Source organism: Flavobacterium amnicola, from assembly GCF_004122165.1.
GTDB lineage: Bacteria > Bacteroidota > Bacteroidia > Flavobacteriales > Flavobacteriaceae > Flavobacterium > Flavobacterium amnicola.
The window spans coordinates 161,437-180,954 of sequence record NZ_SBKO01000001.1 but is presented as its reverse complement, the minus strand read 5'-3'; the positions used below and the strand labels follow the sequence as shown (position 1 = coordinate 180,954).

Annotated in this window: 20 protein-coding genes and 1 tRNA gene; 10 read left to right on the top strand and 11 right to left on the bottom strand. The window is 34.6% G+C overall.

Annotated features, from left to right (window positions below; genetic code table 11):
* Positions 1-117 precede the first annotated feature (117 nt).
* Positions 118-1,221, top strand: coding sequence for a histidine decarboxylase (locus EQG63_RS00835; protein ID WP_129433339.1), 1,104 nt, complete (start codon positions 118-120; stop codon positions 1,219-1,221).
* 51 nt (positions 1,222-1,272) lie between these two features.
* Here EQG63_RS00835 and EQG63_RS00830 read toward each other — a convergent pair whose 3' ends face one another.
* From EQG63_RS00830 to EQG63_RS00820, 3 genes are all read right to left on the bottom strand, one after another.
* Positions 1,273-1,719, bottom strand: coding sequence for a KTSC domain-containing protein (locus EQG63_RS00830; protein WP_129433335.1), 447 nt, complete (start codon positions 1,717-1,719; stop codon positions 1,273-1,275).
* A 123-nt stretch (positions 1,720-1,842) separates the two neighbouring features.
* Complete coding sequence (locus tag EQG63_RS00825; protein WP_129433332.1) at positions 1,843-3,456, bottom strand: S8 family peptidase; 1,614 nt, start codon at positions 3,454-3,456, stop codon at positions 1,843-1,845.
* 135 nt (positions 3,457-3,591) lie between these two features.
* Positions 3,592-4,020 carry a MarR family winged helix-turn-helix transcriptional regulator gene (locus EQG63_RS00820; protein WP_129433329.1) on the bottom strand — a complete coding sequence of 143 codons (429 nt, stop codon included), beginning with the start codon at positions 4,018-4,020 and terminating at the stop codon, positions 3,592-3,594.
* A gap of 123 nt (positions 4,021-4,143) precedes the next feature.
* Here EQG63_RS00820 and EQG63_RS00815 point away from each other — a divergent pair.
* From EQG63_RS00815 to EQG63_RS00800, 4 genes are all read left to right on the top strand, one after another.
* Positions 4,144-4,216: transfer RNA gene (locus EQG63_RS00815), tRNA-Met, on the top strand.
* Between the two features lie 162 nt (positions 4,217-4,378).
* Positions 4,379-5,263, top strand: a complete 885-nt coding sequence (gene era, locus EQG63_RS00810; RefSeq protein WP_129433327.1) for a GTPase Era — start codon at positions 4,379-4,381, stop codon at positions 5,261-5,263.
* Positions 5,264-5,414: 151 nt separating this feature from the next.
* Positions 5,415-6,725, top strand: a complete 1,311-nt coding sequence (gene der, locus EQG63_RS00805) for a ribosome biogenesis GTPase Der (RefSeq protein ID WP_129433325.1) — start codon at positions 5,415-5,417, stop codon at positions 6,723-6,725.
* A gap of 101 nt (positions 6,726-6,826) precedes the next feature.
* The gene (locus tag EQG63_RS00800; RefSeq protein ID WP_129433323.1) at positions 6,827-7,612 is read left to right on the top strand and encodes an SDR family oxidoreductase; all 786 of its coding nucleotides are present in this window, start codon (positions 6,827-6,829) and stop codon (positions 7,610-7,612) included.
* Position 7,613: 1 nt separating this feature from the next.
* Here the strand turns inward: EQG63_RS00800 and EQG63_RS00795 are convergent, their stop codons facing one another.
* The 5 genes from EQG63_RS00795 to EQG63_RS00775 form a co-directional block, all read right to left on the bottom strand.
* Positions 7,614-8,423: a TPM domain-containing protein gene (locus EQG63_RS00795; RefSeq protein ID WP_129433320.1), complete on the bottom strand. Its 810-nt coding sequence runs from the start codon at positions 8,421-8,423 to the stop codon at positions 7,614-7,616.
* 1 nt (position 8,424) lies between these two features.
* The gene (locus tag EQG63_RS00790) at positions 8,425-8,862 is read right to left on the bottom strand and encodes a TPM domain-containing protein (protein WP_129433317.1); all 438 of its coding nucleotides are present in this window, start codon (positions 8,860-8,862) and stop codon (positions 8,425-8,427) included.
* Positions 8,863-8,873: 11 nt separating this feature from the next.
* The gene (locus tag EQG63_RS00785) at positions 8,874-9,455 is read right to left on the bottom strand and encodes a LemA family protein (protein WP_129433314.1); all 582 of its coding nucleotides are present in this window, start codon (positions 9,453-9,455) and stop codon (positions 8,874-8,876) included.
* Positions 9,456-9,539: 84 nt separating this feature from the next.
* Positions 9,540-9,872: a MerR family transcriptional regulator gene (locus tag EQG63_RS00780; RefSeq protein ID WP_129433311.1), complete on the bottom strand. Its 333-nt coding sequence runs from the start codon at positions 9,870-9,872 to the stop codon at positions 9,540-9,542.
* Positions 9,872-10,852: a M23 family metallopeptidase gene (locus EQG63_RS00775; protein ID WP_129433308.1), complete on the bottom strand. Its 981-nt coding sequence runs from the start codon at positions 10,850-10,852 to the stop codon at positions 9,872-9,874. The genes EQG63_RS00780 and EQG63_RS00775 overlap by 1 nt, the downstream gene beginning before the upstream one ends.
* 139 nt (positions 10,853-10,991) lie before the next feature.
* Between EQG63_RS00775 and alaS the strand changes: the two genes are divergently transcribed.
* Together alaS and EQG63_RS00765 are read left to right on the top strand one after the other, a co-directional pair.
* Entirely contained in the window at positions 10,992-13,628 is a 2,637-nt protein-coding gene (gene alaS, locus EQG63_RS00770; protein ID WP_129433305.1) for an alanine--tRNA ligase, read from the top strand.
* Positions 13,629-13,713: 85 nt separating this feature from the next.
* On the top strand, positions 13,714-14,481 hold the full coding sequence (locus tag EQG63_RS00765; RefSeq protein ID WP_129433302.1) for a hypothetical protein: 768 nt from the start codon (positions 13,714-13,716) through the stop codon (positions 14,479-14,481).
* 57 nt (positions 14,482-14,538) lie between these two features.
* Here the strand turns inward: EQG63_RS00765 and EQG63_RS00760 are convergent, their stop codons facing one another.
* The 3 genes from EQG63_RS00760 to EQG63_RS00750 all read right to left on the bottom strand — a co-directional run bounded on the left by EQG63_RS00760 (position 14,539) and on the right by EQG63_RS00750 (position 17,478).
* Complete coding sequence (locus tag EQG63_RS00760; RefSeq protein ID WP_129433300.1) at positions 14,539-14,922, bottom strand: RidA family protein; 384 nt, start codon at positions 14,920-14,922, stop codon at positions 14,539-14,541.
* A 3-nt stretch (positions 14,923-14,925) separates the two neighbouring features.
* Positions 14,926-15,657 carry a DUF3667 domain-containing protein gene (locus EQG63_RS00755; RefSeq protein ID WP_129433297.1) on the bottom strand — a complete coding sequence of 244 codons (732 nt, stop codon included), beginning with the start codon at positions 15,655-15,657 and terminating at the stop codon, positions 14,926-14,928.
* A gap of 75 nt (positions 15,658-15,732) precedes the next feature.
* Positions 15,733-17,478: an ABC transporter ATP-binding protein gene (locus EQG63_RS00750; protein ID WP_129433294.1), complete on the bottom strand. Its 1,746-nt coding sequence runs from the start codon at positions 17,476-17,478 to the stop codon at positions 15,733-15,735.
* Between the two features lie 109 nt (positions 17,479-17,587).
* On the opposite strand from EQG63_RS00750, the gene EQG63_RS00745 reads away from it, so the two are divergent.
* The 3 genes from EQG63_RS00745 to EQG63_RS00735 all read left to right on the top strand — a co-directional run bounded on the left by EQG63_RS00745 (position 17,588) and on the right by EQG63_RS00735 (position 19,506).
* Complete coding sequence (locus tag EQG63_RS00745) at positions 17,588-18,538, top strand: GSCFA domain-containing protein (RefSeq protein ID WP_129433291.1); 951 nt, start codon at positions 17,588-17,590, stop codon at positions 18,536-18,538.
* 81 nt (positions 18,539-18,619) lie between these two features.
* Positions 18,620-19,132: a DUF6252 family protein gene (locus EQG63_RS00740; protein WP_129433288.1), complete on the top strand. Its 513-nt coding sequence runs from the start codon at positions 18,620-18,622 to the stop codon at positions 19,130-19,132.
* Positions 19,132-19,506 (top strand): hypothetical protein, encoded by a 375-nt coding sequence (locus EQG63_RS00735; RefSeq protein WP_129433285.1) that lies wholly within the window; start codon positions 19,132-19,134, stop codon positions 19,504-19,506. Before EQG63_RS00740 ends, EQG63_RS00735 begins: the two co-directional genes overlap by 1 nt.
* The last annotated feature ends 12 nt before the right edge of the window (positions 19,507-19,518 follow it).

Genomic DNA, 19,518 nt, shown 5'->3' with positions numbered 1-19,518 from the left:
ACTTGTTTATGATTTTATTTCTAACAAAACAATTTTTAATAGATTTTTTTTCTAAAATTGAATGCTTTAATAGGAATATAATTTACAAATATTATTTTTGCTAAAAATTAATGAAGAATGAATATTTCAACGCGTTTAAGTGATTTGTTATCACAGGTTAAAGAAACAACTGAATATTTTTTGGGTTACCCGGTTGCCAAAGATTTCGATTATTCCGAATTGATGCCTTTTTTGCAATATCCCATGAATAATTTAGGGGATCCGTTTGTGAAATCAACATATAAAGTAGATTCCCGTCAAATGGAACGTGAGGTAGTGCATTTCTTTGCCGATTTATTTCGTGCCAATCCCGAAAATGTTTGGGGCTATGTAACCAACGGAGGTTCTGAAGGAAATTTATACGGTTTGTATGTGGCGCGTGAATTGTATCCTAATGCCATGGTTTATTTTTCGGAATCCACCCATTATAGCATTCAAAAAAATGTGACGCTTTTGAATATGGAATATGTAATCATTCGTTCGCAAGAAAATGGCGAAATTGATTACTCCGATTTAAAAGAAGCGATTCGTTATAACCGTCATCGTCCTGTAGTGGTGGTAGCCAATGTTGGTACTACAATGACCGAAGCAAAAGATAACATAGGTTTTGTCAAACAAATGATGGGGGATATGGCTATCGAAAAGCACTATATTCATGCAGATGCTGCCCTAGCTGGTGGTTTTGCTCCTTTTGTGAATCCAAGACCCTCCTTCGATTTTGAAGATGGTTGTGATAGTATTTCTGTAAGTGGTCATAAATTTATTGGTTCGCCAATGCCTTCTGGCGTAGTGGTGGTTAAAAAAGACAACCGCGATCGCGTGGCAAAAAAAATCGCTTATATTGGTTCGTCAGATGCAACAATTACAGGATCAAGAAATGGTCACAGCCCTTTGTTTTTGTGGTACGCGATCAAAAAATTAGGAGTTGAAGGTTTTGCCAAACGTACCGCACACAGTTTACAGATGGCTGCTTATACCGAGCAGAAACTGAAGGAAGTTGGAGTGAAAGCTTGGAGAAATCCAAATGCGATTACGGTTATTTTTCCTTCACCTTCAGAAGAAGTATGTGGAAAATGGCAATTGGCTACGGAAAAAGGGATGTCACACATTATTTGTATGCCCAATGTTTCCATGTCACAAATCGATGCATTCGTAGAAGATGTGATACATTCAAACAAATAATAAAAAAAGCCTTTCAAATTATGAAAGGCTTTTTTTATTTTAAACAGTAAACTAAGCTTCTACTAATTCACCAGATTTTCTATAAATGTAATTACCATAAATGTGACGTTTAGCAAAACGATTTGGTGACTCGGCATTAATCATTTTGATGTACACATTTTTAGGAACACCAATGTATTCGTATGACATCCCGTTTAAATAGGTAACAAATAAGGTTTGTTTTTCTAAATAAAATTCTAAAATTGAAGAATTGGTGATTGTTTCTTGAAATTCCGGTAAGTTTTTTTCAACTGTTTCGGCAGCAATACTAACTAAAAAATGGTAAGCGCCAATAATTTCTTTACTTCTTTCCTCTGCAGCCAATTTGCCTGCTTCGTCATTTACAAATTTATCAGGATGAGCATCTTTCATACTGTTTCTGTAAATAGTCTTCAATTCTTTTAAAGTAACATTTTTGTCAACCTCCAATAATTTTCTGTACTCAACAACTCTTTTCATAAATTTTAAAATAGATATAAACCTTTGCTGGTTTATTTTTCGCGGTGCAAAAGTATATAAATCAATTAGATAATTTCAAATTATTTTGTTTAAATAGAAAATTTTTAACTTTTTAGGATTGAATTAGTTCTTTAGCATTTTACTTTTTTTAGGGAATTTCTTTGTTTCCTTTTTTTCTTTGCTCATTTTTTCTGCCAAAGTCATTGCGGTAAAACCATTTACAATTTTCCCTGATTTTGACAAGGCATTAAAAGGAAGAACATCTTTAGCATCTCCACCCACAACTACATCTTCAGAAATAGTAGTTCCAGAATTCATGATGATTCCTTTTACTTCTTTTGCTGATAAATTTGGATAATACGAGCGAACCATAGCGGCTACTCCGGCAACGTTTGGTGATGCCATTGAAGTTCCTTGTAAATATTGGTATTCACCATTTGGTGTCGTAGCATATATTTTAACGCCTGGAGCATAAACATCCACATTCATTTTTCCATAATTAGAGAAATTGGCGATGATTTTTTTGCCATTTTCAAAGTTTAAAGCACCAACAGTAATTACATTATCGGCAAATTCTGTTTTTTTATCATCAGAATCATTTGGGAAATTTGGTTCAACATCGATATCTTTTGAATCGTTACCAGCAGCATGAACAATAAGCACGTCTTTGCTTTCTGCATATTTGATAGCATCATATACCCATTGTTTTTGCGGTGAGTAATTTTTACCGAAACTCGCATTGATTACTTTGGCTCCGTTATCTACCGCATAACGAATGGCTAAAGCAATGTCTTTGTCATACTCGTCACCATTTGGTACTGCGCGCACTGACATGATTTCAACATTATCGGCAATTCCATCGCCACCTAAATTATTATTGCGGGACTGTGCAATAATACCTGCAACATGTGTTCCATGAAGTGATCCTTCTTTGGTTGGACCATATACTATATTATTACCGTAATTTTTGTCATTGATATCATTAGGATTGTCGCCAACTAATTTACGTCCGTCGTATTCTAAATTGTAATTGTAGTTTAACTGATTGTAAACTTGTGTTTTAAATTTATTGACGTTTGTCATTAAAGCGGCTCCAGCTCGGCCAATTTTGGTAAAGACTTCGATGCTTTTCTTTAATTCTGCATCTTCAGTTGTGATGGCTTTTATTTCGTCGATTGTAAAGTCTTCTTTTTTGAGGTAAGTACTAATAACTTTATTAGCCTCGAAAATGACATCAATTTGTTGTTTGTTGGCTAAAAGACCTTCCATTTTTTTGTCGTAATCTGCTTTAGCGTCTTTATAGGCTTGAGAACCATCGTCTGCTTTTTTCAACATTCGCGTTAATTCTAGGTTTTCATTTTCAATATTACCTAGGAAATTCCATCCGTGAACATCATCAATGTAGCCGTTTTTGTCATCGTCTATACCATTGTTTGGAATCTCTTTTTTATTGGTCCAAACGACAGATTTTAGATCTTCGTGTTCAATATCAACGCCTGAATCGACTACACCCACAATCACTTTTTGGCCTTTTTTACCTTTTAGTAATTCACCATACACACGGTCAATACTCATTCCGGGAATACTGTCTTTTTCCAGATCTAAATGACTCCAGCGTTTTAACTGATTTTCAGTTAGCTTAGCTTTTTTGGTAATGGTTGGATTTGGCCCTTGCGCAAAAACTGTTATTGATAGTACTAGACCAACAAACAGATACAGTAATTTTCTAATTTTCATCTCTTTTTAATTTAATTTTCGATTGAATGATTGAAACTTGATATATCAAATAAATAATTAAAGATAAGTATTCGTTGTTTAAATATTGTTACGGATTAAATGTATTTTGGCAAAAAATTAACTTTTTATTAGGATTTAGGAGCAGTTTTGTATGATTTTTTTTAGGGTTACATTCATGGCGTCTAATTCTGCTTTGTCAATTCCTTCTAAGGCTTCTTTCCTATTTTCTAAAATAATAGTTTGTACTTTTTCAATGATTTCTTTGCCTTCTTTGGTGACAGATAGTACCGATTTCCTCCTATCGGTAGTATTGACCTTACGGTTTAAATAATTTGATTTCACCATAAGTTCTATAATTCGAGTCACCGAAGCGTTGTCTTTAAATACATTCTTCGCCAATTCTTGTTGTGTTATTTTTGGGTTTTCCAAAATCGACTTTATAATAAGCCATTGATCGGTTGTGATTTTATAGCCTTTTTCTCGGATTTTTTTCATGGCATACATCCGATACGTTTTGATGGCCTTGTCGATGTTGTAAAATATGATGTCGTTTAGTTTTTCCATTTTATTTATTTCTTATTTCAAATGTATAAAACCTGAAAACAAGTCGCTTAAAAAATAAAATTATTATTTTTTTAAAAACGCTTGCTATTATGAATAATGGTTGTATATTTGCACTCGAAACAGCGCGGGATAGAGCAGTAGGCAGCTCGTCGGGCTCATAACCCGAAGGTCACAGGTTCGAGTCCTGTTCCCGCTACTAAAACCAAACAAACCGAAAACACCAAAACAGGAGTTTTCGGTTTTTTTATTCGATTATTATGACACATAAAGCAGGTTTTGTAAATATTATTGATTTGATATTAAGAGGAGAATGTCCAGTGGACATTCGGTTAATGAAATTCGCTATAAAAAATTAGACATGACACATAAAGCAGGTTTTGTAAATATTATTGGTAATCCCAACGTAGGTAAATCAACTTTGATGAATGCCTTGGTTGGTGAACGCCTTTCTATTATTACGTCAAAAGCACAAACTACCCGTCACCGTATTTTGGGAATTGTGAACGGAGACGATTTTCAGGTCTTATTTTCGGATACGCCTGGAATTATCAAACCGGCCTATGAGTTACAGAGTTCTATGATGGATTTTGTAAAATCGGCTTTTGAAGATGCTGATGTGCTGATTTACATGGTGGAAATTGGAGAAAAAGAATTGAAAGACGAAGCTTTTTTCAATAAAATCATTCATTCTAAAATTCCAGTTTTGTTATTGTTGAATAAAATTGACAAATCGAATCAGGAACAATTAGAAGAACAAGTAGCACTGTGGCAAGAAAAAGTACCGAATGCAGAAATTTTTCCAATTTCAGCTTTAGAAAACTTTAATGTTCAAACGGTTTTTGATCGAATTTTGGAATTACTTCCGGAGTCACCAGCATTTTATCCGAAAGATGCTTTAACCGATAAACCTGAACGTTTCTTTGTGAATGAGACGATTCGTGAGAAAATCTTATTGCATTACGAAAAAGAAATTCCGTATGCTGTAGAAATTGAAACCGAAGAATTTATAGAGGATGATGATATTATTAGAATCCGTGCTGTCATTATGGTAGAGCGTGAAACGCAAAAAGGAATTATCATCGGACATAAAGGAGCGGCTATCAAACGAGTAGGAGTAGAAGCGCGTCAGGATTTAGAGAAATTCTTTGGAAAACAAATTCATATCGAAATGTTTGTCAAAGTGAATAAAGACTGGCGAAATAATGCGTATCAGTTAAAACGTTTCGGTTACAATCAGAAATAGCCCCGATAAAAGCGACATCCTTTTTGTAGTCTGAGGGTCCTCGAAGACTACCAAAAAGATATAGCGGATAGCGGGTGTGATGTTCCTGTGGAAGATTAGGGAACTGCTCCTAAAAAATAAAAATTGTATTTTTGCACAAAATAAATAGAGAATGAACAATATTGTTGCCATTGTAGGAAGACCTAATGTAGGAAAATCTACGTTTTTTAATCGCTTAATTCAGCGTCGTGAAGCTATCGTAGATTCGGTTTCGGGAGTAACTCGTGATAGAAACTACGGAAAAAGTGAATGGAACGGAAAAGAATTTTCGGTGATTGACACAGGTGGTTATGTAAAAGGTTCAGACGATATTTTCGAAGGTGAAATCCGTCGTCAAGTAGAATTGGCTATTGATGAAGCCGATGCTATCATTTTTGTGGTGGATGTGGAAGAAGGCATTACGCCAATGGACGAAGAAGTAGCAAAATTACTTCGTAAAGTCACCAAACCGGTACTTTTAGCAGTAAACAAAGTAGATAGCGGAAAGCGTGAGCAAGATGCTTTAGAGTTTTATAACTTAGGGTTAGGTGATTATTTTACCATCGCCGGGATGAGTGGAAGTGGAACAGGAGAGTTGTTAGACGAATTGGTAAAAGTATTGCCAGAGATGCCTGATGCTGTCGATGAAGAAGATCCGTTACCACGTTTTTGTGTGGTAGGTCGTCCTAATGCAGGGAAGTCTTCGTTTATCAATGCTTTAATTGGTGAAGACCGATTTGTGGTGACTGATATTGCAGGAACGACTCGTGATGCCATTGATACTAAGTATAATCGTTTCGGATTTGAATTCAATTTAGTGGATACGGCTGGAATTCGTCGAAAAGCCAAAGTAAAAGAAGATCTAGAATTTTACTCGGTAATGCGTTCGGTTCGTGCTATTGAACATAGTGATGTGTGTATCTTAATGATTGATGCCACTCGTGGATTTGAAGGACAAGATCAAAGTATTTTTTGGTTGGCTGAAAAAAACCGAAAAGGAATTGTGATTTTGGTAAATAAATGGGATTTGGTGGAGAAAGACACTATGTCAACACGTGATTATGAAGCGAAGATTCGTGAGCAATTGCAACCATTTACTGATGTGCCTATTTTATTCGTTTCGGCATTAACGAAACAACGTTTGTTAAAAGCATTGGAAGAAGCTGTAAAAGTGTTCGAAAGTAGAAAACAACGTATTTCGACTTCAAAATTCAACGAGCACATGTTGAAAATCATCGAGACCATGCCGCCACCAGCATTAAAAGGAAAATATGTAAAAATCAAATACTGTATGCAGTTGCCAACAGCTGTACCACAGTTTGTGTTTTTTGCCAACTTACCGCAATATGTAAAAGAGCCGTACAAACGATTTTTAGAGAATAAAATTCGTGAGAACTGGAACTTTGAAGGAGTGCCAATCGATATTTATATTAGAGAGAAATAGTTTTGTCACTTCGAAATGCCATCCTGAGCTTATCGAAGGAAAATTGATAAATAGTAAATTCAGAAAAGTTCATTAACTTTATAGTTCAATGGACTTTTTTTATGCAATTAAATGACAAAATAATTTGGATTACAGGAGCTTCTTCCGGAATTGGAGAAGGATTGGCGTATGTGTTGGCTAAAAAAAATTGCAAACTCATTCTTTCAGGACGAAATGTATTCGAATTAGAACGGGTTAAAGCCAATTGTAATGCTACTACCGAAATTCTTCCTTTTGACTTATCCGATTTTGATCATGCTAAAGAACATGTAGCGAAAGCAATTGCCCTCTTCGGAAAAATAGATGTACTTATTAATAATGGCGGAATCAGTCAGCGTTCGTTAATTGCTGAAACCGATTTTGCAGTCGATAAAAAACTGATTGAAGTCGATTATTTATCGTTGGTGGCACTAACCAAAGCCTTGTTGCCTCATTTTATCCAAAAGCAAAGCGGTCATTTTGTTGCGGTTACAAGCTTGATGGGGAAATTTGGGTCGCCTTATCGTTCGGGATATTGTGGGGCTAAACACGCGGTTCATGGTTTTTATGATGTATTACGAATGGAACATCAAAAAGATGGTATTGATGTGACATTAATTTGTCCGGGATTTGTCCAAACCAATTTGGCCAAAAAATCACTCACTGGTGATGGATCATTACAAATGACAGACGACCAAGCGACAAAAAACGGATTGCCAGTACCTGTTTTTGCTTCCCGAATGATCAAAGCTATCGAAAAAAGAAAATTTGAAGCCTACATTGGCCGAAAAGAAGTGTTAGGGGTTTATTTGAAACGACTGTTTCCTAGATTGTTGCATTATTCTGTGTTGCGAAGTAAGGTGAGGTAAACTACCAACTTCCACTACTTCCACCGCCAGAGAAACCTCCGCCGCCAAAACCACCACCGAAGCCGCCGCCGCCGCCAAAACCACCTCCAGAAGAACCTCCGCCAAATCCGCCGCGACCTAGACTACTTAAGATAATAATATCCGATAAGTCTAAACCACCACCGCGATTGCCTGAGTTGCCACCACCTTTGCGACTCGATAGAATGATAATTAGTACGACAAAAATTAAAATGATAATAAAAGCTCCTGCACTTCCGTCGTCTTCATTATTGTGTTTTCGTTCGCCTTTGTATTTGCCTTTGAAGACTTCAAAAAGCGCATCAGCGCCATTGTCAAGCCCGTTGTAGTAACTTCCAGCTTTGAATTCTGGAATGATAATATTTCTAATGATTTCGCCACCAATTCCGGCAGTCAATCGGTCTTCTAATCCGTAACCAGGGTTAATAGCAATCTTTCTTTCTGCTTTGGCTAATAAAATAACCACTCCGTTATCGTCTTTTTGGGTTCCACCAATGCCCCAAGTGTGTCCCCATTTTGTGGCTAGTAGACTTACATCTTCACCTTTCAAACTTTCGATTGTAATGACAACAATTTGAGTAGTAGTAGAATCGGAATATTTGATTAGTTTTTCCTCTAATTGTTTTTCTTCTGATGGGTTTAATACATCAGCATAATCGTATACAGAGGTTTGAAACTTTGGGATTTCAGGAATGGTAAATTGTGACCACGATAAGGTTGTAAAATGGAGTAATACAAATAATAGGCAAAAGAAAGCCTTGTGTTTTGTATTTTGTACTTTGTATTTTCCCATTTTATCCTTTTGATATTTCGTTAGATAATTCGTTAGTATCGCCATGTTCCCATGGAAAATATTTGCTTAGTTGTTCGCCAGCCCTTGCAATTCCATCAATTAGTCCTAGTTTGAAATTTCCATTTTTAAAATGAGACATCATTAGGTCTTTTGTAGAATCCCAAAAATCGGGAGTAACCGCTTCGTTGATTCCTTTGTCACCACAAATGACAAAAGCATGATCTTTTACGGCTAAATAAATCAACACGCCATTTTTGAGTTGGGTTTGATCCATTTTTAAAAGATGGAAAACTTCCATGGCACGATCGAACGTGTCAATGGAAGTTGTTTTCTCTATATGTACTCTAATTTCGCCAGAAGTTTCTTTTTCAGCCATACGAATAGCTTCTACAATTTCTTGTTCTTCTTCATAGGTTAGAAAATCTTCTACTTTTGACATTTTATTTGGAATTAGAATTTTACTTCAACAGGTTTATCAGCACCTTCAACAGCTTTGAAATAAGCTTTCTCTTTGTATTTTCCTAAAAAGATAGTACGTGGTTGAGCAAGAACATAACTGTTGTATACTTCTACTGACTCATTAAAACGAGTTCTAGCGGTTAAAATTTGATTCTCAGTACTTGCTAATTCATCCTGTAATTTCAAGAAATTCTCATTTGCTTTCAAAGTTGGATATTGTTCTACAGTTACTAATAATCTTGATAAGGCAGAAGAAACACCGCTTTGTGCTTTGTTAAATTCAGCCAATTGCTCTGGGGTGATATTTTTAGGATCAATATTCATTGATGTAGCTTTTGCTCTAGCTTCAATCACCGCAGTTAGCGTTCCTTTTTCGAAATCAGCAGCTCCTTTTACAGTGTTTACTAAATTTCCAATTAAGTCATTTCTTCTTTGGTAAGCTGTATTAACATTACCCCATTCTTTTTCTGTGGCTTGGTTGTAACCCAAAGCTGTGTTTTGAATTCCAAAATACCACATTGCTATAAAACCTATTACCGCAATTACAATAATCCAAGGCAAAAATCTTCTCATGTTAGTTTTAATTTAAAAGTTAGTTTTCTTTAGTTAATTAGTCGATTATTTTTTTAATTGTTACACCCTTAGCTTGTCGAAGTGTTACAATTCGTTTTTAATATTAGTCAATTGCGTTTTTATCGATTCCAATTTGCGAATGATTTCGAATTTGTCCAATGTTTTTTGTTGCCCTTCTTTGAGATGTACTTTAGCGCCTTCTAAAGTAAAACCTCTTTCTTTGACTAAGTGGTAAATCAATTGTAAGTTTTTAACATCTTCGGGCGTAAACATTCTATTCCCTTTTGCGTTTTTCTTTGGTTTCAGAATGTCAAATTCTTTATCCCAAAATCGAATTAAGGATTGATTTACACCAAATGCAGTGGCGATTTCGCCCATGCTGTAATATCTTTTATTTTCAGGTAAATTGATGTACATTAGTCAAATGATTGATTCTCTTGAGTAGCCATTTTAGCAATGGCAGTATATTCCACCGCCGAAATATTTCCATAATAGAAATTAATAGGATTGACTACATTTCCATTTTTATGAACTTCATAATGTAAATGTGGTGCCTGACTTCTTCCAGTACTTCCCACAAATCCAATAACGTCTCCTCTTTTTACGCGTTTGCCAGGACGACAGTTGTAACGGCTTAAGTGTGCGTATAAGGTTTCATATCCAAAACCATGACTGATGACAATATGGTTTCCAAAACCAGAGGCTCCTGCATCGGCTCTGCGAACAACTCCGTCGCCGGTAGCATAGATAGGTGTTCCTGTTGGTGAAGTAAAATCCATTCCTTTGTGCATTTTTCTTGCTTTGGTGAATGGGTCGCTTCGGTAACCAAATCCCGATGCCATGTGCCTTAATTGCTCATTTTTTACTGGTTGAATAGCAGGTATTGAGGATAAGAATTTTTCTTTTGATTTGGCCAAAGATAAAATCTTATCTAAGGATTTCGATTGATTCACCAATTCTTTTGATAGGGCAGTAACTCTTTCGGAAGTGGAAGAAATTAACTGCTCATTATTCATGGCTAGTAAATTTTTAAAGCGCGTTTTGGTAATAATTTCTTTGTCGGCCTCCGTTTCACCCGAAGCAGCAGTGTTGAAATAGACTTTGTAAATATTATTGTCACGTTCTTCAACGTTACTCAAAACTTCATTAAGGGCGTCAATTTTTTTATTCAATATGGCATAATTTAGCTTCAAATTGGCCATTTCCCTTGCTTGCATTTTGTCTTTTGGGGTGCTAAAATATCCTGAACTCGAAATAAAAAAGTAAAATAAAAATCCAAATAAAGCCGAGGCTAATAAAAACAAAGCACCATACCCAAAATTTCTCCCTTTTTTAGGTTTAATTTTTCGGTACGCTAGATTTTCGGTATCGTAATAATACTTAACTTTTTTCGACATAACTTAAAAATATGCTATTTTTGCACTCGTTATCACAAAGTAACAATTTTTATACGAAAGAACTTAAAAATTGTTTCACATTTAGAAACATTTTTTTGAAATTTCAACCCAATAAATTATTTGATTCAATAGCATAAAAATGAAATCACAAGACATAAGAAAAGCTTATTTACAATTTTTTGAAAGCAAAGGGCATACTATTGTTCCTTCAGCGCCAATTGTTTTAAAAGATGATCCAACCCTAATGTTTAACAATTCGGGAATGGCGCAATTTAAAGAGTTTTTCTTAGGAAATGGAACACCAAAAAGTCCAAGAATTACCGATACCCAAAAATGTTTACGTGTTTCTGGAAAACATAACGATTTAGAAGATGTAGGTTTCGATACGTATCATCATACCATGTTCGAAATGTTAGGCAACTGGTCGTTTGGAGATTATTTCAAAAAAGAGGCGTTGCCTTGGGCTTGGGAATTTCTAACAGAAGTATTGAAATTGGATAAAGACCGTTTGTATGTTTCTGTTTTTGAAGGAAGTACAGAAGACAATGTGCCTTTCGATCAAGAAGCCTGGGATATTTGGAAACAATTTGTGCCTGAAGACCGAATCATTTTAGGAAATAAAAAAGACAATTTCTGGGAAATGGGTGATCAAGGTCCTTGTGGTCCTTGTTCGGAAATTCATATCGATTTGCGTACGGATGCCGAAAGAACAGCCGTTTATGGAAGAAGTTTAGTGAACGCCGATCACCCACAAGTTGTGGAAATTTGGAACAACGTTTTCATGGAATTCAACCGTAAAGCGGATGGTTCTCTAGAAAAATTACCAGCACAACACGTAGATACCGGAATGGGATTTGAGCGTTTGTGTATGGCGATGCAAAATGTAACCTCTAATTACGATACCGATGTTTTCACACCGCTTATCGCGAAAGTAGAAGAAATTACAGGATTGAAATACACTTCAAACGAAGTACAAAACATATCTGAAGAGCAAAACAAAACGAATATCGCTATTCGTGTCATTGTGGATCACGTTCGTGCAGTGGCTTTCGCTATTGCGGACGGACAGTTGCCATCTAACACAGGAGCAGGTTACGTAATTCGTAGAATTTTACGTCGTGCCATTCGTTACGGATTTACATTCTTAGGAACGAAAGAACCTTTTATCAATAAATTGGTGGAAGTGTTAGCCAATCAAATGGGTGAGTTTTTCCCAGAAATTAAATCACAACAACAATTGGTGACCAATGTAATTCGCGAAGAAGAAGCATCTTTCTTAAGAACTTTAGAACAAGGAATTCAATTGTTAGATAACGTAATGCAAAATACTCCTGGAAAAGAAGTTTCTGGAGAAAAAGCATTCGAATTGTATGATACGTTCGGATTTCCAAAAGATTTAACGGCATTAATTTTAAAAGAAAAAGGTTTTTCATTTAACGAAGCTGATTTCGAAACAGAATTACAAAAGCAAAAAGCGCGTTCTCGTGCGGCTTCAGAAGTTTCAACAGAAGATTGGAAGGTTTTAATCGATGGTAATGTAGAAACGTTCGTAGGGTATGACCAAACGGAAAACGACGTTAAAATTACGCGTATCCGTAAAGTAGATTCTAAAAAAGACGGAATTTTATACCAAATCGTTTTAGATAACACGCCTTTTTATCCTGAAGGTGGTGGACAAGTAGGAGATAAAGGAGTTTTGGTTTCTGCTAATGAAACGATTGAAATTATCGATACGAAAAAAGAAAACAACTTAATTTTACATTTTGCGAAACAATTACCGGAAAATGTGAATGCGAGTTTTACCGCAAAAGTGAATACCGATTTGCTAAATGCGACTTCTAAAAATCACTCGGCTACGCATTTAATGCATTTGGCTTTGAGAACGATTTTAGGAACGCATGTGGAGCAAAAAGGTTCGTTGGTAAATCCGAATTATTTGCGTTTCGATTTCTCTCATTTTTCTAAAGTTACGGAGGATGAATTACGTCAAGTAGAAGCTTTCGTAAATGAAAGAATTGCACAACAAATTCCGTTAATAGAAAGAAGAAGTATTCCAATCCAACAGGCCTTGGACGAAGGTGCGATGGCATTGTTTGGAGAAAAATACGGAGATACTGTTCGTGCGATTAAGTTTGGTGATAGTATGGAATTGTGTGGAGGAATTCACGTGAAAAATACCGCTGATATTTGGCAATTCAAAATTATTTCTGAAGGTGCGGTTGCAGCGGGAATTCGTAGAATTGAAGCCATTACTGGTGATGCAGTGAAAGATTTCTATACGAAACAAGAAAATACCTTAGCGGAAATTAAGGAAACGTTGAAAAATCCACAAGATATTTTAAAATCGGTAGCTTCTTTACAAGAAGATAATGCGAAGTTGAAAAAACAATTGGAGCAATTATTAAAAGAAAAAATCGATGGTTTATCAGCGAGTTTAGTTTCGGAATTACAAGAAGTAAACGGCATTAATTTCTTAGCGAAACAAGTGGAATTGTCTATGAGTTCCACGAAAGATTTAACACAAGCTATTGGAACTTCAAAACCAAATTCATTTGTGGTGTTGGCTTCTATTGAAGATGGTTTGCCAAATATTCATTGTTATATTGCTAAAGAATTAGTTGCAGCTAAAGGCTTAAACGCTGGAAATGTGATCCGTGAATTAGGAAAATTAATCGATGGAAACGGTGGTGGACAACCTTTCTTCGCTTCCGGAAAAGGTAAAAACGCTAACGGAATTGCTGCTGTTTTAGAAAATGCAGTGAGTTTTGTGCAGTAAGGTATTTTTTACAATAAATATTAAACGGGAGCATTAGTTCCCGTTTTTTTATTTTCTTTGTCGAAATTTTAAACCCCAAAAACTAATGAAAAAACTTATCCTTCTATTGAGTGCTGTGGCACTTGTTTTTGCTTCCTGTACAAGCGATGCAGATCCTTTACCAGTTTATACACCACCTGTTGCTGATGTAAATACAACATTGCCAAAAAAAATGATATATACTGAAACAGGCTATCCAACTGAAACGTATAATTATTTTTATAATGGTAACAAGTTGACAAAAATTACGGATGAATTTGGTTATTCAAAAATCACTTATACTGGAGACTTAATTACCTTGATCCAACATTATGATGATACCAATACACTTGTGGCAAGTGAACATTTCACCTATAATGGCTCAAATAAATTAGTGACTAATCTTTACAAAGATTTAGAAAGTGATTATGGGTCAAAAGAAACTTATGTGTATAATGCAGACGGTACAGTTACAGTAAGTAAATTTGGAGGAGATGCTACTACACAAAATGATGACTTTGGTTACTATAAAATGTTTTTTCTAAATAGAGAAGTTGTAAAAGTTGAAAACTATGATTCTACAGGAGTTTTAGGGGAAACGACTAATCTTACTTATGACGGGAAAAACAATCCGTATAAAAATATAGTGGGTTGGGCGCAATTGCAATATTCTTCAAGTCAATTAGCAGGGGCGTATCAAAATGTAATTCACAATGACAGACCTAGCGAAGACTATACAAATACCTATACGTATGATGCTAATAATTTTCCGTTAACTGAAACGGCAAAAGATGCTTCAGATGTAATTCTTAGTTCAACACAATATTTTTATTAATATTTTGATTTAAAATTGAAACCCTCCAAAAATTTTAAATTTTTGGAGGGTTTTGTTTTATACTGATTTCTTATCAATCACTGCTGTTGCTTCAATCTCAATTAGCCAGTTTCTATTTCCTAAAACAGTAACGCCTACTAAAGTACTGGCAGGATAATGTTCGTTTCCTAAAAATTCTTTTCTTATTTTTCTAAAAATGGGCAAATCTATTTCCGGATTAAAATTTACAATATAGGTATTCATTTTTACGACATCCTGAAAGCTTGAATTGCATTCTTTTAAAAGATTTTCTAAATTTTTAAAGGTGGCAATGGTTTGCGTTTCTAAATCATGTCCTTCGCCAATTTGTCCAGAAATATATAAGGTTTTGATTTCCTCTGTTTCCGTAATTACGACTTGTGAAAAGCCTTCATTCGCATATAAATATTCTTTTTTAATCATAAATTAAATGGTTATTAAGCCTAAGAAATACATGATAATGGCCGTAAATGTGGTGAATAAAACTAAAAACAACAAATGACTAAAAATAGAATTCAATATCACTTTAGGTTTGCTTAATTTATCGAAAAATTGAAGATTCGTCCAAAAAATTAAAGCCACATCTAAAAGGTATAAAATCAATCGGACTTTATTTATTTGTGGTGTTTCGTTAAAGTAAATAATTACTGGAAAAAGCAGAATATGTAAAAACAAACGTTGGCTTGCTTTAAAAGTATTTTGTATTAATAGTTCAATAAAATTATAACCTTGTTTTCTGAAAAAAATAAAAGTTCCAATAGTATAAAAAGGAATTGTCAATAAAGTTATCCAAGCATAATGTGAAATGGACCATTCATTAAAATAATTAACTTTTTCAATATTATCTTTAGAAACAATTATATGAATATCAAATAAATGGCATAAGAGTCCGTAAAGTGTTGCTAATATAATTACTAAAGAAATCGGTTTAAAATGATGAATTCTTTTTCCTTCTATATATTCTCGGATAGTAATTCCTGGTTCAGTAAAAAGTTTCTTAGCAGAATACAAAATGCCTTTGTCAAAATGTAATAAGCCATGCTGAATGTCGTGCCATAAAAAATGAACATCCAATTTATGAGTTTCAGCTGATTGTCCACAATTGTTGCAATAATGACCTTTGAAAATTTGATTGCAATTTTTACACGTTATTTGCATATAGTAAGTTTCTGCTTATTACAAATTTAATAAAAACAAAGGATACAAATATTTGCTTATTTTTTGAGTTTAAATTTATTTTCTCTCTCCAATTTGTTGTCTCCACATCGCATAATACAAGCCTTTTTCATTCAGTAAATCCTCGTGTTTGCCTTGTTCGATGATTTTACCTTGCTCCAATACAAAAATGGTATCGGCGTGCATAATGGTTGATAGTCGGTGGGCGATAAGCACTGTAATTCTATTTTGATCGGAAATATTGCGGATAGTGGATGTAATTTCTTCTTCTGTAATCGAGTCCAATGCAGAAGTCGCCTCATCAAAAATTAATAAATTCGGATTTCGCAATATGGCACGGGCAATCGATAATCGTTGTTTTTCACCACCAGAAACCTTAATTCCGCCTTCTCCAATTGTGGTGTCAATACCGTTTTCGGCACGATTCAATAAATTTTGACAGCTGGCTTTGTGCAAAGCATCCAATAATTCTTTATCGGTGGCAGTGGGTTTGACAAACAATAAATTTTCTTTAATGGTACCTGAGAATAATTGAGCATCTTGCGTTACAAACCCCAATTGTTGTCTCAAATCTTGAATGTCAATTTGAGTAGAATCGGTATGGTTGTACAAAACATTTCCTTCTGCAGGAGGATATAACCCAACTAATAATTTTACTAAAGTTGTTTTTCCAGCGCCCGACGGACCCACAAACGCTACGGTTTCTCCTTTTTTAATGGTGAAGTTGATGTTTTCTACAGCAGGTTGACTGGCGGTTTTGTGTTTGAAGCTGACATTGGAAAATTGCAATGACTCAATAGCGCCAATAGGATTTGGATGTTCAGGACGAAATTCAGAAGCAGCATTCAACAGTTTTTCAAAATTTTCCATTGAAACCTTGGTTTCATTTTTAGCGATGATAAAAGCACTTAATTCCTGTAGCGGATTAAAAATAAAGAAGGTGAAAAACACCATCGTTAATAAATCTCCGACTTGAATTTTTCCATTGAAAAGGAAGTAATACAAAGTAAAAACAATACAAGTTCGCATGAAATGAACCGTCGTTCCTTGAATAAAACTCAAACTTCTGATAAATCTGATTTTTTGAATTTCCAATTGTAAGATGCGGAGCGTATTCGAATTTAATCGGCTTTCTTCTTGTTGTGTAAGGCCTAAACTTTTTACCAATTCAATATTGCGTAAACTTTCCGTTGTGGAACCCGCTAATGAGTTGGTTTGTAGTACGATTCTTCGTGAAACCACTTTGATTTTTTTCCCCAGAAAAGAACTGATATAGGCAATTATTGGAGCAGTTAAAATGAATACAAATGCAATGCGATAATCGATTCTAGAAATGTAGACAATCACAAAAATAAACCCAATAATGGTTTGAAAGATTAAAGAGATAGATAATGTAATTAACTTTTCAGAATCTATTCTAACTTTTTGAAGCATGCTCAATGTTTTACCACTCTGCTGGTCTTCAAATTCCATATAAGGCAAGTCCAATGATTTTTTAATACCATCGGTATACATTTCGGCACCCGTACGCTGAATGACAATATTGGTAAAATAATCTTGGAAGTTTTTGGTGATTCTAGAAACCATGGCGGCACCTAAAGAGAGTCCCAACCAAAACATCACGGCTTTGATAAAACCCATTTCATTGCCTTTGTATTTGGCAATGCCTACCCCACAATCTTGCATCAGCTTTCCTGTGATGATAGAATCACTTAAACTAAAACAAATATTGATGGCAGCCATCAATAAGGCAAAAAATAACAGGCTTTTATGTTTTTTGAGGTAACTGTAAAGTAATTTCATAGATGATTTTGTAATCGTTTGGTCGCACAAAAATACAGAATAAAAGAGTGAAGAAATCGTTAAATTTGTCCCATTATTATTTCGTATTTTTGATCAAAATTCCTTAAAAATGCAATTCAGAACCATAATTCCTATCACAAAATACGATTTTCCTATCGATTATCAATCGGAAGTACTGCTGTTAGGTTCGTGTTTTGCAGAGAATATGGGTGAAAAGTTTGAGTATTTTAAATTTAAAACTACCATCAATCCTTTCGGCATAATTTTTAATCCCGTTTCCATAGAAAAATTAATTAGAAGAAGCGTTCAGAAAAACTATTTTACCGAGAATGATATTTTTTTTCATAATGAAGCATGGCATTGTTTTGAAGTCCATTCGGTGCTTTCCAATTCAAATAAAGAAGTTTTTTTAAAAGAGTTGAATGATTTAATCGAATCCACTCATTTTCAAATTATCCAATCTACCCATTTGATAATTACCTTAGGAACTTCGTGGGTGTATCGAAATATAGAAACGAACGAGATTGTCGCCAATTGTCATAAAGTCCCACAAAAAAAATTTACGAAAGAATTGCTTTCAGTGGAAGTTGTTGAAGAAAATCTGAAAAATATAATATCATTAATTACTTCGGTGAATCCAAACGCTAAATTCATTTTTACCGTTTCCCCAGTTCGACATATCAAAGATGGATTTATTGAAAACAATTTGAGTAAATCGCATTTATTTACCGCCATCCATAAAATTATCAATTATCAATTATCCATTGTTAATTATTTTCCTTCCTACGAAATCATGATCGACGAACTTCGCGATTATCGTTTTTATGCGGAAGACATGCTACATCCCAATCAAACAGCAATTGATTACATCTGGATAAAATTCTTTGAAAATTATGTCTATGAAGAAGAATTTAAAACGATGCAGCAAGTGTGTGAAATTCAAAAAGCCTTACAACACCGAGCTTTCAATCCGAATTCTGAAAGTCATCAGCAATTTCTAGAAAAAATAAAGAGCAAAATTGCTCAAATTCAAATCAAACTTCCTCATATACGTTTTTAAAAAATACGTAATTCTACGTATTGATGCACCTTGTAAATAATCAGAATTTTGGGTTATTAATTAACTCTAAAACTTTTGATTATGAAAACTACATTTTTGAAAACAGCGACAGCAATTTTTATATTGGTATTTGCTTCTTGTTCCAATGACGATGCTGTTACAGTTCCAACACCAATACCAACACCAATACCAACGGGTAGCACTTCTTTTAAATTAAATGGCGTATTAATTACTGCCGATGAAGTCACAGCAACCCACTATACAAACTCAGTGGCGGGAGGGAAATATATTGATGTATTTGTTAAAAAAGCAGGAAAGGAAGTCTTAGAACTACATTTTCCAGCCAATACAGGAACTTACCCCGCGCAACAGTCATTCGATATGACTTCTTCTTGGTTGACTTATAAAAGTAATGATGGTGCTACTTTTCCAGACGATTATTATAATTCTACTTCTGGAGAAATGAAAGTGACTACTCTTGATATGACAGGAAAAGTGGTTAAAGGTACTTTCAGTTTTGTAGGGAACAACGGTTCTTCCAACGTGACCATTACTGAAGGTGTGTTGTTCGTAAATCAAATAACAGTTCAATAATGAAAATTATAGCAAAAATATATATGCTTGTTTTCTTTAGTTTGATTTCAACTTCTGTTTTCGCTCAAAAAAAGCCAGTGTTAACAGACGAAGAGCAAGTTGCAGAAATGGTGACCAAAGAAATTGATGAAACATTTAAAGGTGCCGATTTTGTTAAGAAAAAAAACAAAAAATTCAGTATTGTTTTTGGAACAATGGTAGTAGATATTAGTGTAATCCAAAACGGGAAAGTAGCTACTTTTTTTAAAGTAGATAGCGACATCAAAAATATAGATTTTATAAATTTTATGTCAGAGTATATTCTGAATCATAAATTCAAATTCAAACTACAAAAACAACAGCGATATAAAATCAGGTATACCGCAACATTTTAAAGACAATAACTA

Coding starts and splice junctions, on each gene's coding strand:
- EQG63_RS00835 (WP_129433339.1), top strand. CDS start 118: ATGAATATTTCAACGCGTTTAAGTGATTTGTTATCACAGGTTAAAGAA.
- EQG63_RS00830 (WP_129433335.1), bottom strand. CDS start 1,719: ATGAAAAGAGTTGTTGAGTACAGAAAATTATTGGAGGTTGACAAAAAT.
- EQG63_RS00825 (WP_129433332.1), bottom strand. CDS start 3,456: ATGAAAATTAGAAAATTACTGTATCTGTTTGTTGGTCTAGTACTATCA.
- EQG63_RS00820 (WP_129433329.1), bottom strand. CDS start 4,020: ATGGAAAAACTAAACGACATCATATTTTACAACATCGACAAGGCCATC.
- era (WP_129433327.1), top strand. CDS start 4,379: ATGACACATAAAGCAGGTTTTGTAAATATTATTGGTAATCCCAACGTA.
- der (WP_129433325.1), top strand. CDS start 5,415: ATGAACAATATTGTTGCCATTGTAGGAAGACCTAATGTAGGAAAATCT.
- EQG63_RS00800 (WP_129433323.1), top strand. CDS start 6,827: ATGCAATTAAATGACAAAATAATTTGGATTACAGGAGCTTCTTCCGGA.
- EQG63_RS00795 (WP_129433320.1), bottom strand. CDS start 8,423: ATGGGAAAATACAAAGTACAAAATACAAAACACAAGGCTTTCTTTTGC.
- EQG63_RS00790 (WP_129433317.1), bottom strand. CDS start 8,862: ATGTCAAAAGTAGAAGATTTTCTAACCTATGAAGAAGAACAAGAAATT.
- EQG63_RS00785 (WP_129433314.1), bottom strand. CDS start 9,455: ATGAGAAGATTTTTGCCTTGGATTATTGTAATTGCGGTAATAGGTTTT.
- EQG63_RS00780 (WP_129433311.1), bottom strand. CDS start 9,872: ATGTACATCAATTTACCTGAAAATAAAAGATATTACAGCATGGGCGAA.
- EQG63_RS00775 (WP_129433308.1), bottom strand. CDS start 10,852: ATGTCGAAAAAAGTTAAGTATTATTACGATACCGAAAATCTAGCGTAC.
- alaS (WP_129433305.1), top strand. CDS start 10,992: ATGAAATCACAAGACATAAGAAAAGCTTATTTACAATTTTTTGAAAGC.
- EQG63_RS00765 (WP_129433302.1), top strand. CDS start 13,714: ATGAAAAAACTTATCCTTCTATTGAGTGCTGTGGCACTTGTTTTTGCT.
- EQG63_RS00760 (WP_129433300.1), bottom strand. CDS start 14,922: ATGATTAAAAAAGAATATTTATATGCGAATGAAGGCTTTTCACAAGTC.
- EQG63_RS00755 (WP_129433297.1), bottom strand. CDS start 15,657: ATGCAAATAACGTGTAAAAATTGCAATCAAATTTTCAAAGGTCATTAT.
- EQG63_RS00750 (WP_129433294.1), bottom strand. CDS start 17,478: ATGAAATTACTTTACAGTTACCTCAAAAAACATAAAAGCCTGTTATTT.
- EQG63_RS00745 (WP_129433291.1), top strand. CDS start 17,588: ATGCAATTCAGAACCATAATTCCTATCACAAAATACGATTTTCCTATC.
- EQG63_RS00740 (WP_129433288.1), top strand. CDS start 18,620: ATGAAAACTACATTTTTGAAAACAGCGACAGCAATTTTTATATTGGTA.
- EQG63_RS00735 (WP_129433285.1), top strand. CDS start 19,132: ATGAAAATTATAGCAAAAATATATATGCTTGTTTTCTTTAGTTTGATT.